The organism is Anaeromyxobacter sp. SG66 (assembly GCF_022690805.1).
GTDB lineage: Bacteria > Myxococcota > Myxococcia > Myxococcales > Anaeromyxobacteraceae > Anaeromyxobacter > Anaeromyxobacter soli.
Genome location: NZ_JALCZC010000023.1, coordinates 26,045 through 41,279, shown reverse-complemented (window position 1 = coordinate 41,279; position 15,235 = coordinate 26,045). Strand labels below are relative to the sequence as shown.

The 15,235-nt window shown below is 71.6% G+C and carries 10 protein-coding genes; 4 read left to right on the top strand and 6 right to left on the bottom strand.

Annotation, left to right across the window (positions count from 1 at the left end):
• Position 1: 1 nt before the first annotated feature.
• Complete coding sequence (gene nuoL, locus MNZ39_RS09275; RefSeq protein WP_242337654.1) at positions 2-2,032, bottom strand: NADH-quinone oxidoreductase subunit L; 2,031 nt, start codon at positions 2,030-2,032, stop codon at positions 2-4.
• Positions 2,033-2,160: 128 nt separating this feature from the next.
• Here nuoL and selA point away from each other — a divergent pair, with 128 nt between their 5' ends.
• On the top strand, positions 2,161-3,549 hold the full coding sequence (gene selA / locus MNZ39_RS09270) for an L-seryl-tRNA(Sec) selenium transferase (RefSeq protein ID WP_242337652.1): 1,389 nt from the start codon (positions 2,161-2,163) through the stop codon (positions 3,547-3,549).
• Positions 3,550-3,704: 155 nt separating this feature from the next.
• On the opposite strand, the gene MNZ39_RS09265 is transcribed toward selA, so the two are convergent.
• On the bottom strand, positions 3,705-4,397 hold the full coding sequence (locus tag MNZ39_RS09265) for a response regulator transcription factor (protein ID WP_242337650.1): 693 nt from the start codon (positions 4,395-4,397) through the stop codon (positions 3,705-3,707).
• An 11-nt stretch (positions 4,398-4,408) separates the two neighbouring features.
• On the bottom strand, positions 4,409-5,344 hold the full coding sequence (locus MNZ39_RS09260) for a cell wall metabolism sensor histidine kinase WalK (protein WP_242337648.1): 936 nt from the start codon (positions 5,342-5,344) through the stop codon (positions 4,409-4,411).
• Positions 5,345-6,160: 816 nt separating this feature from the next.
• Between MNZ39_RS09260 and MNZ39_RS09255 the strand changes: the two genes are divergently transcribed.
• Entirely contained in the window at positions 6,161-8,593 is a 2,433-nt protein-coding gene (locus MNZ39_RS09255) for a hypothetical protein (RefSeq protein ID WP_242337646.1), read from the top strand.
• 154 nt (positions 8,594-8,747) lie between these two features.
• Here the strand turns inward: MNZ39_RS09255 and fadJ are convergent, their stop codons facing one another.
• Positions 8,748-10,913 carry a fatty acid oxidation complex subunit alpha FadJ gene (fadJ, locus tag MNZ39_RS09250; protein WP_242337644.1) on the bottom strand — a complete coding sequence of 722 codons (2,166 nt, stop codon included), beginning with the start codon at positions 10,911-10,913 and terminating at the stop codon, positions 8,748-8,750.
• A gap of 31 nt (positions 10,914-10,944) precedes the next feature.
• Positions 10,945-12,252, bottom strand: a complete 1,308-nt coding sequence (fadI, locus tag MNZ39_RS09245; protein WP_242337642.1) for an acetyl-CoA C-acyltransferase FadI — start codon at positions 12,250-12,252, stop codon at positions 10,945-10,947.
• Positions 12,253-12,419: 167 nt separating this feature from the next.
• On the opposite strand from fadI, the gene MNZ39_RS09240 reads away from it, so the two are divergent.
• Positions 12,420-12,899: a hemerythrin domain-containing protein gene (locus MNZ39_RS09240; RefSeq protein WP_242337639.1), complete on the top strand. Its 480-nt coding sequence runs from the start codon at positions 12,420-12,422 to the stop codon at positions 12,897-12,899.
• Between the two features lie 4 nt (positions 12,900-12,903).
• On the opposite strand, the gene MNZ39_RS09235 is transcribed toward MNZ39_RS09240, so the two are convergent.
• The gene (locus MNZ39_RS09235) at positions 12,904-13,878 is read right to left on the bottom strand and encodes a ParB N-terminal domain-containing protein (protein ID WP_242337637.1); all 975 of its coding nucleotides are present in this window, start codon (positions 13,876-13,878) and stop codon (positions 12,904-12,906) included.
• Positions 13,879-13,949: 71 nt separating this feature from the next.
• Here MNZ39_RS09235 and MNZ39_RS09230 point away from each other — a divergent pair, with 71 nt between their 5' ends.
• The gene (locus MNZ39_RS09230) at positions 13,950-14,945 is read left to right on the top strand and encodes an ATP-binding cassette domain-containing protein (RefSeq protein WP_242337635.1); all 996 of its coding nucleotides are present in this window, start codon (positions 13,950-13,952) and stop codon (positions 14,943-14,945) included.
• Positions 14,946-15,235 lie beyond the last annotated feature (290 nt).

Sequence of the window (15,235 nt, the reverse complement as noted above, 5' to 3'; positions counted from 1 at the left end):
TCTAGCGCCCTCCCGCGCCGAGCACGGTCCAGAGGATCACCGCCGCGGCGACTGCCATCACCGCCGCGTATCGCTGCAGGTCGCCGTTCTGCGCGACCCGGAACATCGAGCCGGCGGCCCCGACCGCGCGCGCGACGCCGTTCACGAAGAGGCCGTCGATCGCGAAGACGTCCACGATGCGCCACAGGATGTACGCGAGGTAGCGCAGCGGCTCGATGACGAGGAACTCGTACAGCTCGTCGACGCGGAACTTGTCGTACGCGAAGCGGTACAGGCGCGGGAACGCGAGGGCGAGCTTGCGGGGCGCCTCGAGCGCCGGGCCGGCGTACATCGTCCAGGCGACGAGGGTGCCGAGCGCGGCGACGCCCCAGGCCGCGAAGTACGGCCACGCGGGGTGCTCGCCGGCGTGCAGGTGCTCGACCGCGAGGAGCCGCGCGGTCCCCGCCGCGAACACCGGCTCCACGAACCGCTCGAACAGGTGCCCGAGCTGACCGTGCACCGGCAGGGCCAGCACGGTGGCGACGATCGACAGGATCGCGAGGATCCAGAGCGGGAGCGTCATCACCGGCGAGGACTCGTGCGCGTGCTCGGCGGCGTGCGTGCGCGGCTTGCCCACGAAGGTGAGGAAGAACACGCGCGACATGTAGAAGGCGGTGCCGAGCGCCGCGAGCGTGCCGAGCACGTAGGCTATCTCGCCGACCTGGTGCCACGCCGGGTTGTGGCTGAAGAGCGCGTTGCCGAGGATGGCGTCCTTCGACCAGAAGCCCGAGAGCGGCACGAAGCCGGTGATGGCGAGCGTCGCGATCCCGAAGGTCGCGGCCGTGTGCGGCATCTTCTTGAGGAGCCCGCCCATCTTGCGGATGTCGGTCTCGTCGCCCATGCCGTGCATCACCGAGCCGGCGCCGAGGAACAGGCAGGCCTTGAAGAACGCGTGCGTGACGAGGTGCAGCACGCCCGCCCACCAGGCGCCGACGCCCACGCCGATGAACATGAAGCCGAGCTGGCTCACGGTCGAGTAGGCGAGGACCTTCTTGATGTCGGTCTGGACGAAGGCGATGAGCGCCGCGAACAGCGCGGTGAGCGCGCCGACGATCGTGACGGTCGCCATCGCGGCCGGCGCGAGCGAGAACAGGAAGGCGTTGCGCGCGACGAGGTACACGCCGGCGGTGACCATCGTCGCGGCGTGGATGAGGGCCGAGACCGGCGTCGGGCCGGCCATCGCGTCCGGCAGCCAGACGTAGAGCGGGAGCTGGGCGCTCTTGCCGCACGCGCCCACGAAAAGGCCGAGCAGCGCGAAGGTGATGGCCCACTGGTAGGTGCGGCCGGCGAAGGTGCCGACCTGGATCGCCGCCGCCGGGTCGAGCGAGCGCGCGATGGCCTGCAGGTCGCCGTAGCTCGCCGTCCCGAAGATCGAGATGAGCGCGAACAGGCCGACGAGGAAGCCGAAGTCGCCGATGCGGTTCGTGACGAACGCCTTGCGGCCGGCGAACGCCTTCGCCGGGTCCGTGTACCAGAACCCGATGAGGAGGTAGCTGCAGAGGCCGACGCCCTCCCAGCCCACGAACGTCAGCACGAGCGTGTCGCCGAGGACGAGCGTGAGCATCGCCGCGACGAAGAGGTTCAGGTACGTGAAGAACCGGGCGTACCCCGTGTCGTCCTCATGGGACATGTACGACGCGGAGTAGATGTGGATGAGCGTCCCGACGCCCGTGACGACCATGATCATCGTCCCGGACAGGCGATCGACGAGCAGGCCCCACCCGATCGAGATGAGCGCCCGCCCGTCCGGGCCGGCCACGCGGATCCACGGATCGCCGCGGAAGTGCAGGACGGTGCCCTGCAGCGCCCAGGTGAAGGCGATCGTCGAGACGACGAGCGCACCCACCATCGCGCCGAGGGCGATGAGGGTGACGTTCCCCTTCCCGATCCGCCGCCCGATGAGCCCGTTCACGATCGCGCCCGCGAGCGGAAACAGGATGATCGCCCAGAGATAGGACTCTGCCGCCGTGGGAGACGCTACGATAGGGGGCATAGGAGTGCGCGAAGGATTACCCGCTCACGCGTGGTTAGACAAGGCTCTTGTCAGCGGAAAACCTCCGCTAGCATGCGGACATGAAAGCTCCAAATTCGCCCACGGCCCCCCCTTCCGAGGCTCGAAACTTGCCGCGTGCCGACCGGCTGCTCGAAGCGGCCGAGAAGGCGGGGCTGGTGCGGCGGCTCGGGCACGGGGTGGTGATGGAGGCGGTGCGGGCGGAGCTGGAGCGGATCCGGCGCGAGATCCTGGGCGGCGCCCCCTGCCCCCCGCCCGCGGCGATCGAGCGCGACCTCCTCGATCGGCTCGAGGCGGCGTCGAAGGGTTCCCTGCGGCCGGTGATCAACGCCACCGGCGTGGTGATCCACACGAACCTCGGCCGCGCGCCGCTGTCCGAGGACACCATCGACGCGATGCGTCGTGCCGCCGCAGGCTACACGAACCTCGAGTACGACCTCGAGGCGGGCGAGCGCGGCGATCGCTACGGGCACGCCGAGGCGCCGCTCTGCCGGCTCACCGGCGCCGAGGCGGCGGTGGTGGTGAACAACAACGCGTCGGCGGTGATGCTCGCGCTCGCCGCGCTCATGCCGGCCCGGCCGTCGGGCGACGCGCCATTGGACGGGGCGCCCGAGGTGGTGGTCTCGCGCGGCCAGCTCGTGGAGATCGGCGGCGGGTTCCGCATCCCCGACGTGCTGCGCCGCTCGGGCGCGACGCTCGCCGAGGTGGGCACGACGAACCGTACCTACCGGCGCGACTACGAGGACGCGATCGGGCCGCGCACGCGCATCCTCATGTCGGTGCACCGCTCCAACTTCCGCGTGCAGGGGTTCGTGCACGACGCGTCGCTCGAGGAGCTCGTCTCGCTCGGGCGCGAGCGCGACCTGTGGGTGGTGGACGATCTCGGCTCGGGCACCCTCCTCGAGACCGCGCCGCACGGCCTCGGGCTCGAGCCGACGGTGCAGGAGCGCGTGCGCGCCGGCGCCGACCTCGTCTGCTTCTCCGGCGACAAGCTGCTCGGCGGCCCGCAGGCGGGCGTCCTCGTGGGCCGCCGGGAGGCGATCCGGCGCGTGAAGCGCCACCCGCTCATGCGCGCGCTGCGCGTCGACAAGGTCACCCTGGCAGGCCTCGGCGCGACGCTCGCCCACTACGAGCGCGGCGAGGCGCGCGAGAAGGTCCCCGTCTGGCGCGCAATCGCGGCGGCGCCCGAGGCGCTCCGGGAGCGTGCGGAGCGGTGGCGCGCGGCGCTCGGCGCGGCGGGCGGGGGGGCCTCGGTGGTGCCCAGCCGCTCGGCGGTGGGCGGCGGCTCCCTGCCCGAGGTCACCCTGCCGACCTTCGTGCTCGCCCTCCCCGCCGGCGATCCCCATGCGCTGCTCGCGCGGCTCCGCCGCCGGGATCCCCCCGTCGTCGCACGGATCGAGGAGGATCGGGTGGTGCTCGATCCGCGCACGGTCCTGCCCGGCGAGGACGAGCCGCTCGTGCGCTGCGTGAAGGAGGCGCTCGCAGGCGGGACCGACTGAGGGCGGCGAAGCGCGGGAGGGGCGAAGCCCCTCCGGCGGGGAACCTGCGCGCACCCGCGAACGCGGGCGCGCAGGTTCACGGGCCCCGCCGAGCAGGGGTGGGGCCCCGGCGACGGCGGTCAGCCGTCGACGGGGCGGGGGCGCAGCCCCCGTCTCTACGGATTGAATCTGTAACCGACCCCGCGCACCGTCTCGAGATGCCGGGGGTGCTCGGCGTCGTCGCCGATGTGGGCGCGCAGCCGGGCGATGAAGTTGTCCACCGTCCGTGCCGTGCCGAAGTAGCGCGAGCCCCACACCGCCTCCATGAGCTGCTCACGGCTGAACACGCGGTCGGGGTGCAGGACGAAGAAGGCGAGGAGGTCGTACTCGCGGCTCGTGAGCTCGAGCGCGTTCCCGGCCACCGTCGCGCGGCGCGCGTCGAGGTCGAGCTCGATCTGGCCCACCTTCCGCACGGCGCGGTTCGGGCCGGTCTCGCCGCGCGCGCGCCGCCGGCGCAGGAGCGCGTCGATCCGCGCGAGCAGCTCCTTCAGCCCGAACGGCTTCACCAGGTAGTCGTCCGCGCCGAGCTGGAGGCCGGCGACCTTGTCGCCCTCCTGCCCCTTCGCGGAGAGGATGAGGACGGGCAGCTCGGGGTCGTCCTTGCGGATCTCGCGCACCACCTCGAGCCCGCCGAGCCGCGGCAGCATCACGTCGACGAGGACGAGGTCGGGCTTCTCGGTCTTGGCGAGCCGGAGCCCCGTCTCGCCGTCGCTCGCCGAGCGCACGGTGTAGCCCTCCATCCCGAGGTTCAGCTGGAGCCCGCGGAGGATGGAGGGATCGTCCTCGATGACCACGATCTTCTCGCCCACGTCTTCCCTCCCTACGCCGGCCGCGCCGCGCGCGCGCCTTGCGGCGCCTCGGCGACCGCGCCGAGGGCGGGCAGCGAGATCGTGAACGTCGCCCCGTGGCCCACCTGGCTCGACACCGACACCTTCCCGCCGTGGCCCACCGCGATGTGCTTCACCATCGCGAGCCCGAGCCCGGTCCCCTCGATCGTGCGCGAGAGCGGATCGCGCGCCCGGTAGAACTTCTTGAAGATGCGCTTGTGCTCGCGCTCGGGGATGCCGGGGCCGTTGTCGGTGACGCTGATCTGCACGGTCGGGCCGCTCGCCACGGCGCGCACCGTGATGCGCTTCTCGGGGCCGGTGTACTTGTGGGCGTTCTGCAAGAGGTCGAGGATCGCCTCCGAGAGCGCCTTCCGGTCGGCCATGACCGGCGGCAGGTTCGGCGCGACGTCGCGCTCCACCTCGGCGGGGTGCTGCAGGAGCATGGCCTCGAACGCCTGGAGCGCCGAGTCCACGATGGGCCCCACCGGCTCGCGGGAGAGCTGGTAGGTGCGGCGGCCGGACTCCATGCGCGCCCAGTCGAGGAGCCGGTTGATGAGCCCGGACAGGCGGGCGGTCTCGTCGGAGATGATCTCGAGCGCCTCGCGCTGGCGCGCCTCGTCGGGGATGCGGCCGAGCTGGAGCGTCTCGACGAACATCCGGATGGAGGTGAGCGGCGTCCGGAGATCGTGGGAGACCTTGTTCACGAAGTCCGTCTGGAGCTTCGCGAGCCGGGCCTCGCGGAAGATCACCGCGAGCGTGGCGGCCGACCCGAAGATGGTGGTCGCCACGAGCGCGACGATGAGCCAGCCGAAGACGTAGTCCCGCGGCAGGGTGCCGTAGACCAGGATGAGGATGCCCACCGTCAGCATCAGCGCCGCGGGGACGAAGACGAAGCCGATGACGAGCGGCAGGACGCGGCGGAGCTTCACGGGGCGCCTCGCGGGGGGTCGGATCTCATCTATAGCCCAGGCGCGCCCGGCGCGCCGCGGGTGCTTCCGGGTACGGCCGCGGCCCGCGTGCGCGGGCCTGCGGGGCCTCGGGAGCGCTCGCGCCCTCCCGAGCGGGAACGGCGGACGCGCGCCGGCGTGCTCGCGCAGCCGACGGCGTGCCGGCGGGGCTCATCGAGCGCCTCACGACGACGGGACGCCGTGTCGTGAAGACGCCAGGATCGTCCTCGACCCTGGAACGCGGCGAGCCAGCCTTCACGTTTCGTGCGCGCTACGTGGCGAGGACTCGCTGTCGCAGGGGCACGCTCTCGACCCGGGGTGTCGCCTCACCCGGCCGCGTTAACGATTAGCAAGGGTGAAGCTCAACGGAGCGCAGTCACTACGCTTCTGCCGGTGAACGTCGCCACCGCACCGATCCGAACGCGCGGCGCGCAATTTGCGCGCTTCACGTTTCCCGAGCGTCACACGGGAGGTCCTGCTTCGCGCGTCCGCGCGCAAACCTCCCGTCTCGCCGGAGCCTTATCCGCGAGATCCCGGCTCCGTGCGACGGGCATTGCGCTTCGAATAATTTGCGCCGAAACCAATCCGCTCATTTTGGCTCGCGGCACGCATTCGGGGGTCGGAATGTTGACGCAGGGGGATGCTCGTCGTTCATTCGCGATGTCAGGCAGTTAGCAATTGCTTGAACCACCAATTGCTCGAGATCAACCGTCCGCTGGGGACGTGCGGCGCTCCGAGGTCGGTGGCGCCGCTGGAAAGGCTGCGCGCTCGCGCGAGCCACTTGGAGGGTTTCACCACATGCAGAGATGGATGAACAAGTATGGCGCGCTGCTCTTCGCCGGCGTTCTCGCGGTGACGGGCTGCCAGGGCGAGAAGGGCGCGAACGGTGTCAACGGCACCGACGGCACCGACGGCACGAACGGCCAGGACGGCATGAGCGCGGTCACGGGCAAGCTCAAGCTCGTGATCGACGGCGTCCAGACCACCGCGACCGCGTCGACGCTCACCTTCACGATCTACCCGGCGGCCGCGGCCTGCCCGGGCGGGACCTGTGACGACGCGCTCGGCATGATGACGCAGAAGGTCTTCTACGCCTCGGAGTACGACGCGGCGACGAAGACCTTCACCACCGCGCACACCTTCCAGTTCAACGGCGGATTCAAGTTCAAGGCCATCGTGGACGGCGGCAAGGGAGCTCAGTTCACGGCCGTCACGAAGGCGGGCGTGAACCCGAACTTCGTCCCGGAGACCTCGCAGAGCGCGATGATCTACGGGTACATCGCGGACGCGAACGTCCTCGCGGCGCCGGCGACGGGCCACTACGCCTTCCCGGACAACGTGGCGAGCGCGGGCAAGGTCTACGGCACGATCGACTACGAGTCCTCGGCCAACGTCACCGGCTGCGAGAAGTGCCATGGCAAGCCGTACTCGAAGCACGGCTACCGCCAGGCGACCGTCGTCGGCCTGCCGGTCTTCGCCTCCTGCAAGGCCTGCCACACCGGCCAGCGCGTGGGGTCGGACATGAACTGGCAGGTCATCGTCGACGATCCCGCCGCGTACGCCGCCCTCCCGAAGGACGCCAAGGGCGCGCCGATCCTCACGGACGCGATGAAGACCACGTACGCCTACACGGCGAACGTCATGAACGACACGCACATGTCGCACGCGATGGAGTTCAACTTCCCGCAGTCGATGGCGAACTGCGTCACCTGCCACGACGGCAAGCTCGACGTCATCCTCGCCGACGCCAACTTCAAGATCTCCACCTGCAAGAGCTGCCACCCCGTGAACGGCAAGGGCGGCACCGACTCGAAGCGCGCGCCCGCCCTCCTCGGCGACGGGACGACGACGAACCCGGGCATCATGCCGGCGGCCATCCACGGCAGCATGAACCTGGCCACCACGGACTGCCTCACGTGCCACAAGGCCGGCGGCGCCCGGACGTTCAAGCAGATCCACAGCGGCCGCACCGCGGCGATCTACGACGACAGCGGCGCGCGGTTCGCCGATGCGGTCAAGACGACGATCGACGCGGCCTCGTACGATCCCGCGACGTACAAGCTCACGGTCGACATCAAGATGACCGGTCTCGCGGCGAACGCGCTGGTGAAGCCGACGCTCGTGGTCAGCCTCTACGGCTACGGCACGAAGGACTTCGTCGTCAGCGGCCACAGCACGCAGGCGGACGGCACGACCAACCTCGAGTACACCTACGGCGCGATGCAGCGCGCGAACCCGACGCTGTCCTCGAACAGCGCGCGCCTGACGCTCAGCCCGGACGCTCCGACCGCCGGCACCACCTCGTGGACGGCGGTCGCGGACCTCTCGCTGTGGGCCGCCAAGATCGGCGCGGACAAGCAGGTCCAGCGCGTCGAGATCGCGTTCCTCCCGTCGGTCGGTCGTGACCAGACGGCCCTCGTCAGCGCCACGAACCCGGCGATCGCCGTCACCGGCAAGACCGCCACGCTCGACCTCGTCGGCAGCACGACGCTCGTCGCGGACGCGAGCGCGTACGGCAAGAACATCGTCGACCCGGCGAAGTGCAACGCCTGCCACGACGCGCTCGGCACGACGTTCCACGGCCCGAACTACGGGAGCGCGGGCGTCGTCGCCTGCCGCACCTGCCACACCGTCCAGAGCGGCGGGTCGCACCTCGAGATGCAGTCGCGGTCGATCGACTCCTACATCCACGCGATCCACTCGATGCAGGCGTTCGATCCGGGCGACATCAACTACGCCGATCCGATCGCGGTGCTCCGCCACGAGCTGCACGTCGAGGGTAACTACCCGAACTTCGCCGGGACCCTGAACTGCAACTCGTGCCACAGCAGCGGGACGTACGAGGTGCCTGACCAGACGCGGTCGCTGCCGAGCCTCCTCTCGGGCTCCGACCCCGTCGCGAACCGCAACATCCAGAACGTCCCGAGCTACGTCGTGGGTCCGGCGTCGCGCGCCTGCGGCTCCTGCCACCGCGCGAAGCTCATCAACGAGGACGACGCGGGCACGCTCGCCGCGTTCAACCAGCACACGGCCATGTTCGGCACGCTCGTGGCCGGTACGTCCGCCAACCTCGACGCGGTCACCCAGGACATCATGTCCCAGATCGGCGTCGGCCCGGCGTTCACCGGTACGGCGGTCGCTGGCGCGCAGGTCGAGAGCTGCGTGGTGTGCCACCCGAACGCGGGTACGGACCACCAGGCGGCGTTCGACCGCTGGGCGGACGGCCTCTAGTCGAACCGGCGAGGTGGGGTCCGCCCCACCTCGCTCCCTGATCACGCAGCAGCGTTGAAGACGGGTGAGGCGAGCACGAAGGTGCTCGCCTCACTCATTTTGGAGGATGCGCGGCGGGCGTGCCGGGTGGCCCGGTGCGCCATCGGGCCCGCTCCTAGTGGAAGGGCTTGCCGGAGGCGGCGTGCTCCACGAGGAGCGGCGCCGGCTCGAACCGCTCGCCGTGCCGCCCGCGCAGCGCCTCCAGCCGCCCGAGCAGCTCCTTCGCGCCGAGCTTGTCGGCGTAGCGGAAGGGACCGCCGCGGAACGGCGGGAAGCCGAGCCCGAACACCGCGCCGACGTCGCCGTCGCGGGCGCTGCGGAGGATGCCCTCGCCCAGGCAGCGGATGGCCTCGTTCACCATCTGCAGGACGACGCGCTCGCGGATCTCGTCCTGCGGGAAGATCTTGCGCCGGCGCCCGCCGGGGAGGAGGTCGTAGACGGTGACGTCGACGCGCTTCTCCTTCTTGTCGCCGTACGTGTAGAAGCCCTTCCTGTTCTTCCGGCCGAGCCGCCCCGCGGCGACCACGTCGTGCAGCGCGGCCGGCGGGGCCATGCGCGCGCCGAACGCGCCGTGCAGGATCTTGCCGACCTTCTCGCCCACGTCGATGCCGACCTCGTCGAGGAGCGTGATGGGACCCACCGGGAAGCCGAACTGCACGAGCGCCCGGTCGAGGTCCTCGATCGCCGCGCCCTCCACGAGGAGCTCCGCCGCCTCGTTCATGTACGGGGCGAGGATGCGGCTCGTGTAGAACCCCGGTCCGTCGCCGACCACGATGACCGTCTTGCCCTGCCGCTTGCCGAGCGCCACCGCGGTCGCCGTGGCCTCGGGCGAGGTCTTCTCGGTCACGATGATCTCGAGGAGCGGCATCTTCTGCACCGGCGAGAAGTAGTGCATGCCGAGCACGGTCTGGGGGTGCGCCGAGGCCTCGGCGATCCGGGTGATCGGGATGGACGAGGTGTTCGAGGCGAAGATGCCGGTGGGGTTCACCGCCTCGAACGCGCGGAGCATGTCCTGCTTCAAGGCGAGGTCCTCGAAGACGGCCTCGACGAGCACGTCCACCGAGCCGAAGCCCGACCAGTCGGTGGTGGCGGTGACGAGGCGCAGCTTCTCGTCGCGCTCGAGCCGGTCGATGGAGCGGCGCTTCACGCGCTCGTCGAGGAGCCCCTTCACGCTCGCGAGCGCCTTCGCCGCGGCGCCGTCGTCGCGCTCCCGGACGCGCACCGGGATCCCGGCGTTCGCGGTCACGAAGGTGATGCCGCTGCCCATGAGCCCGCCGCCGAGCACGCCCACCCTCCGCACCGCCCGCGCCTTCACCGACGGATCGTCGACGCCCGTGTCCTTCTTGAGCGCGGTGGTGGCGAAGAAGATCTCCATGAGCCGTCGCGCCACCTCGGAGACGGCGAGCTGGCCGAAGAGCTGCGCCTCCTTCTCGAGCCCGCGCGCGAAGCCCTTCTGGTAGCCGTACTCGACGGCCTCGAGCGCGCGGACCGGCGCGGGGTACATGCCCTTCGTCTTCGCGAGCACCGCCTTGCGGGCCTGGCGGAAGAGCAGCTCGCGCCCGACGAAGTTCTCCTCCAGGGCGACGCGCGTCGCCCGCGCGACCGGGCTCGCCTTCCGCCGCGGCTCGCGGCGGAGCTTGCCCGTCGCGAGCGCGAGGGCGCGCTGCCGGGCGACCGCGAGGAGCAGCTCGGGAGGGACCACCTCGTCCACGAGCCCGATGTTCAGGGCCTTCCGCGGCTTCACCGTCTTGCCGGCGAGGATGAGGTCGAGCGCGGTCTGGATGCCCACGAGCCGCGGGAGCCGCTGCGTGCCCCCGCCGCCGGGGATGAGGCCGAGCTGGACCTCCGGGAGGCCGAGCTGCGTCTTCGGGTCGCTCGTGGCGATCCGGTAGTGGCAGGCGAGCGCCCACTCGAGGCCGCCGCCGAGCGCCGCGCCGTGGATCGCCGCCACCACCGGCTTGCGGTAGCGCTCGAGCCGGTCGAAGCCGGCCTGCATGTCGCGCGCGAGCTTCTCCGCCTCGCCCGCCTCGGTGATCGCCTGGATGAGGTCGATCTTGGCGCCGGCGACGAAGCCGTCCTTCTTGCCGCTCGCGAGCACGATCGCCTTCACCGTGTCGTCCACCGCGAAGCCGTCGAGCAGGCGGAAGAACTCCTCCATCGCCCCCGGCTCGAGGACGTTCACGCTCTCGCCCGGCTCGTCGAGGAGCAGGGTCGCGACCCCGTCCGCGAGGTCCACCCGGAAGCTCCGGCCCTGCCGCTCTGCCGCCTGTGCCGTCATCATGTGCGTCCCTCCGCGACGTCCGGGCCGGTGGTCACTCGCGCTCGAGGACGAGCGCCGCCCCGAGGGCGCCCGCCGCGCACACCGTGATCAGCGCGTGCTGGCCCTTGCGGCGCTCCAGCTCCCGCAGCGTCTGCAGGATCATCCGCGCGCCCGTGGCGGCGAACGGGTGGCCGAGCGCGATCGAGCCGCCGTTCACGTTGAGCTTCGCGGGGTCGATCTCGCCGAGCGGCTCGGGGCGCCCGAGCGCCTTCTCGGCGAAGTCCTTCGAGGCGAAGGCCTGCAGGTTCGAGAGCACCTGCACCGCGAACGCCTCGTGCATGTCCACGAGGTCCATGTCGGCGAGCCGCAGCCCGGCGCGGTCGAGCGCGACCGGCGCGGCGTAGGCCGGCCCCTGCAGGAGCTGGTCACGCGGGTCGAGGGCCGCGTAGGCGTAGGAGCGGACGAAGCCGAGGGGCCTCATGCCGAGCGCGCGGGCCTTCTCCTCGCTCATGAGCACGAGGGCGGCGGCGCCGTCGGTGAGCGGCGAGGCGTTGCCGGCGGTGATGGTGCCGTACCTGCGGTCGAACACCGGGCGGAGCGCCGCGAGCGCCTCGAGCGTGGTCTCCTTGCGGACCACGTTGTCCTTCGCCGAGACCCGCTCGAAGCGCGGCGGCACCGGCACGTGCATGACCTCGCCGTCGAACTTGCCGCTCTCCCAGGCGGCGGCGGCCCGGCGGTGGCTCTCGAACGCGACGCGGTCCTGCGCCTCGCGCGAGATCCCGTTCTTCTGCGCCATGAGCTCGGCGCTCTCCCCCATGGTGAGCCCCGTGGTGGGCTCCTTCAGCGCGGGCGGCTGCGGGGCGAAGTCCTTCGGGCGCAGGGTCGAGAGGATCCGGAGGCGATCGGCGAGGGTCTTCGCGCGCGAGAGCTCCACGAGCCCCTGGGCGAGCGCGCGAGTCGCGAAGATCGGCGCGTCCGAGAGGGACTCCGCGCCGCCCGAGATGGCGCAGTCGGAGTGGCCGAGCTGGATCTGGTCGGCCGCGTCGGTGGTGGTCTGGATCGAGGTGGCGCACGCGCGGGCGACGGTGTGCGCCTCCACGCTCCGCGGCAGCTGGGTGCGCAGGACCATCTCGCGGCCGATGAGCGTCACCGTGGGAGACGGGATCACCTGGCCGAACACCACCGAGTCGAACTCCTTCGGCGGGATCCCGCTGCGGGCGACGAGCTCGTTCACGACCAGCGCGCCGAGGTCCACGGCGGAGAGGTCCTTGAAGTCGGTGCCCGCCTTGACGAACGGCGTGCGGAGGCCCGCGACGACCGCCGCTCGGCGGCCCGGGGGAACGGAACCGTTCATGCCCATGGATCTCTCCGGTTGACTGGGGAATCGGCCGGCTGCTCGGCGATTTTTAAGGACCTTGGCGCGGAGCGTCAACGACGCCGAGGGCCTCCCCCCGGCAGGGCTCGCCCGCCCGCCCGCGGGAGGAGGGTTCTCTTGCGCGTCCCTGGCTTCTCCGACACCATCCCCACATGAAGCGGTCGCGCGCCCTGAAGCCACTCTCGAGCGAGCACCACCAGGCGCTCCTGATCTCCTTCCAGCTGAAGCAGGGGCTCGCCGGCCACGCCGAGTCTGCCGGCGCGCCGAAGGATCTGCCGGGCCTCGTCGCCCTGGCCCGCCGCTTCGAGGAGCAGATCCTCAGGCCCCACTGCCGCGCCGAGGAGGAGCTCATCGGCCAGCACCTCACCGAGGGCGACCTGCGCCGGCTGCGCGGCGAGCACGCCGAGCTGCAGCGGCTGCTCGACGCGGCCCGGGGGGCCCGCCCGGGCGAGCAGCGCGCCGAGCTCTCGGCCTTCGCGGACCTGCTCGAGCGGCACGTGCGCTGGGAGGAGCGCGACCTCTTCCCCTACGCGGAGCTGCACGTGGACGAGGCGGCGCTCGCGACGATCGGCGGCGAGCTCGAGAAGCGGCTCGTCCTCGCGCGGAGCGAGGCGAGGGCCCCGCGCCGCTGACCGGTCACTCGGCCTCCGCGGCCGCGCCGCCCGAGCGCGCCACGTCCTCCCCGCGCACCTTGCCCGGATCCATGCCGCGGGCGCGCTTCGTCATCTGCGCGAAGAGCTCGTCGAACGGCGGCGCGCCGCCCTTCATGAACCGCAGCGGGTTCACGCGCGCCACGACGAACGCCTTGAGGTAGGGCGAGTCGAAGCCGCGCTCCTTCAGGCGCGCCACCGCCTCGGCGACGGCGTCGTCGAGCTCCAGCACCGCCCGCGCGCGCCGCTCGCGCTCGGGGACGGCCTTCGAGAGCTTCTCGTCCACGAAGGCGTCCACCTTCTTGAGGATGGTCGCGTAGGCGCTGCCCGAGAGGCGCGGGCGCTCCTCGTAGGCGAAGCCGAGCGTGACGAGGCCGGCCTCCTCGAACTCGAGCGCCATCTCGCTCTCCGACGGATCGACGGACGCCGCGAGGTCGCGGTACATGCGCACGACCTCGAGCGCCTTCTCGCGCAGGTTGTGGGCCTTCTCGATGTTGAGCGCGAGGATCTGGTAGGCGACCTGCTTCTCCGGCACGACGAGCGCGAGGACGCTCCGCGCGCCGAGCTCCTTGAGCGCCGTGAGCCGGTGGCCGCCGTTCGGCGTGAGCCAGGCGTCCTTCTCGCGCACCACGATGATGGGGTCGAGGTAGCGGCGGGTCTTGTCCATCGCGACGGTGAGCTTGCGCACGTGCGCGTCGGAGACGTCGCGCTGGAACGGCGTGCGCTCCACCTTGTCCACCGGCAGCGCGGCGAACAGCAGGGCGTGGCCGCCGAGCGGCTCGCGGTAGGCGGCGAGCACCGCGCCGCCGTCCCGCTCGATCTCCCCGGCGAGCTCCTCGAGCTCCGGGGGACGCTCGGCGAGGGCGAGCTGGGGCGGGGCGAGCTCGGTCGGCGTGAGCTTCACCCCCTTGCGGGCGCGCGGCCGCCCGCTCTTCGTCACCGGCCGCTTCTTCTGAGCCATGAACCCATTGTAACGGCGGGCTCGCGACGAGGGGCTTGCCCCGTCGAGGGCGCTGCCGCTAGATCCCCCGGGTGATCGACGTCCGCGGCCTCCGCAAGCACTACCAGGTCCACCGCCGCCCGCCCGGCCTCGGCGCCGCGCTGCGCTCGGTCTTCCGCCGCCGCTACGAGACGGTGCGCGCGGTGGACGGCATCGACTTCTCGGTCGGTGAAGGGGAGCGCGTCGGGTTCCTCGGCCCGAACGGCGCGGGGAAGACGACGACCCTCAAGATGCTCTCGGGCCTCCTCCACCCGACCGAGGGGGAGGTGACCGTGGCGGGGCACGTGCCGCGCCGCCGCGAGCCCGCGTTCCTGAAGCAGATCACGCTCGTCATGGGCCAGAAGCAGCAGCTCCTCTGGGACCTGCCGCCGGCCGAGACGTTCGCGATGAACCGCGCGATCTACGACATCCCGCGGGCGCAGTTCGACGAGACGCTCGAGGAGCTCGTGCGGCTCCTCGAGCTCGGCGAGCTCGTCCAGAAGCCGACCCGCCAGCTCTCGCTCGGCGAGCGCATGAAGTGCGAGCTCGCCGCGGCGCTCCTCCACCGGCCGCGCGTGCTCTTCCTCGACGAGCCCACCATCGGCCTCGACGTCTCGATGCAGGCCACCGTGCGGAGCTTCGTCCGCGCCTACAACGAGCGGTTCGGCGCGAGCGTGCTCCTCACGAGCCACTACATGGAGGACGTCGTGCAGCTCTGCCCGCGGGTCATCGTCATCGACCGCGGCCGGCTCATCTACGACGGGGACCTGCGCGCGCTCGCGCTCAAGGTCCGCCCCGACAAGCGCATCGTGGTGCGCTTCCGGGACCCGAACGGCGGCGCGCCGAGAGACCTCGGCCGGTTCGGCAAGGTCGTGTCGAGCGAGCCCAGCCAGGCGACGATCCAGGTCGCGGCGGAGGAGGTCTCCGGCGCGGTGGCGCGGATGCTCGGCGCGCTGGCGGTCGCCGACCTCACCGTGGAGGATCCGCCGCTCGAGGAGGTGATGTCCGAGCTCTTCCGCACCTCGCGCGAGCGAGCCGCGGGGGGGTGAGGTGAGGTTGCCCCCGCCGTAACGGCGGCGGGTCGCGAGGGCGCGCGGACCGCGAGTGTGCGGGGGTCGCAAGCGGGGGTCGCAAGCGGGCGTTGCGTCGCGAGCGCAGGGGCAGGCGGCGGAGCCTGCCCCGGAGCGAGCAGGGGGTATGGGGGAGCCGAGGAGGCCGGGCGCGTCAGCGACCCCGGCCGACGAGGTTCCCCCATCACGAAAACCCAGGCGGCGGAGCCTGCCCCGGAGCGAGCAGGGGGCATGGGGGAGCCGAGGAGGCCGGGCGCGTCAGCGACCGC

Excerpts from the sequence above, each read along its gene's own strand:
- MNZ39_RS09255 (WP_242337646.1), top strand. The coding sequence starts at position 6,161 with ATGCAGAGATGGATGAACAAGTATGGCGCGCTGCTCTTCGCCGGCGTT.
- fadI (WP_242337642.1), bottom strand. The coding sequence starts at position 12,252 with ATGGGCATGAACGGTTCCGTTCCCCCGGGCCGCCGAGCGGCGGTCGTC.
- fadJ (WP_242337644.1), bottom strand. The coding sequence starts at position 10,913 with ATGATGACGGCACAGGCGGCAGAGCGGCAGGGCCGGAGCTTCCGGGTG.
- MNZ39_RS09235 (WP_242337637.1), bottom strand. The coding sequence starts at position 13,878 with ATGGCTCAGAAGAAGCGGCCGGTGACGAAGAGCGGGCGGCCGCGCGCC.
- nuoL (WP_242337654.1), bottom strand. The coding sequence starts at position 2,032 with ATGCCCCCTATCGTAGCGTCTCCCACGGCGGCAGAGTCCTATCTCTGG.
- MNZ39_RS09240 (WP_242337639.1), top strand. The coding sequence starts at position 12,420 with ATGAAGCGGTCGCGCGCCCTGAAGCCACTCTCGAGCGAGCACCACCAG.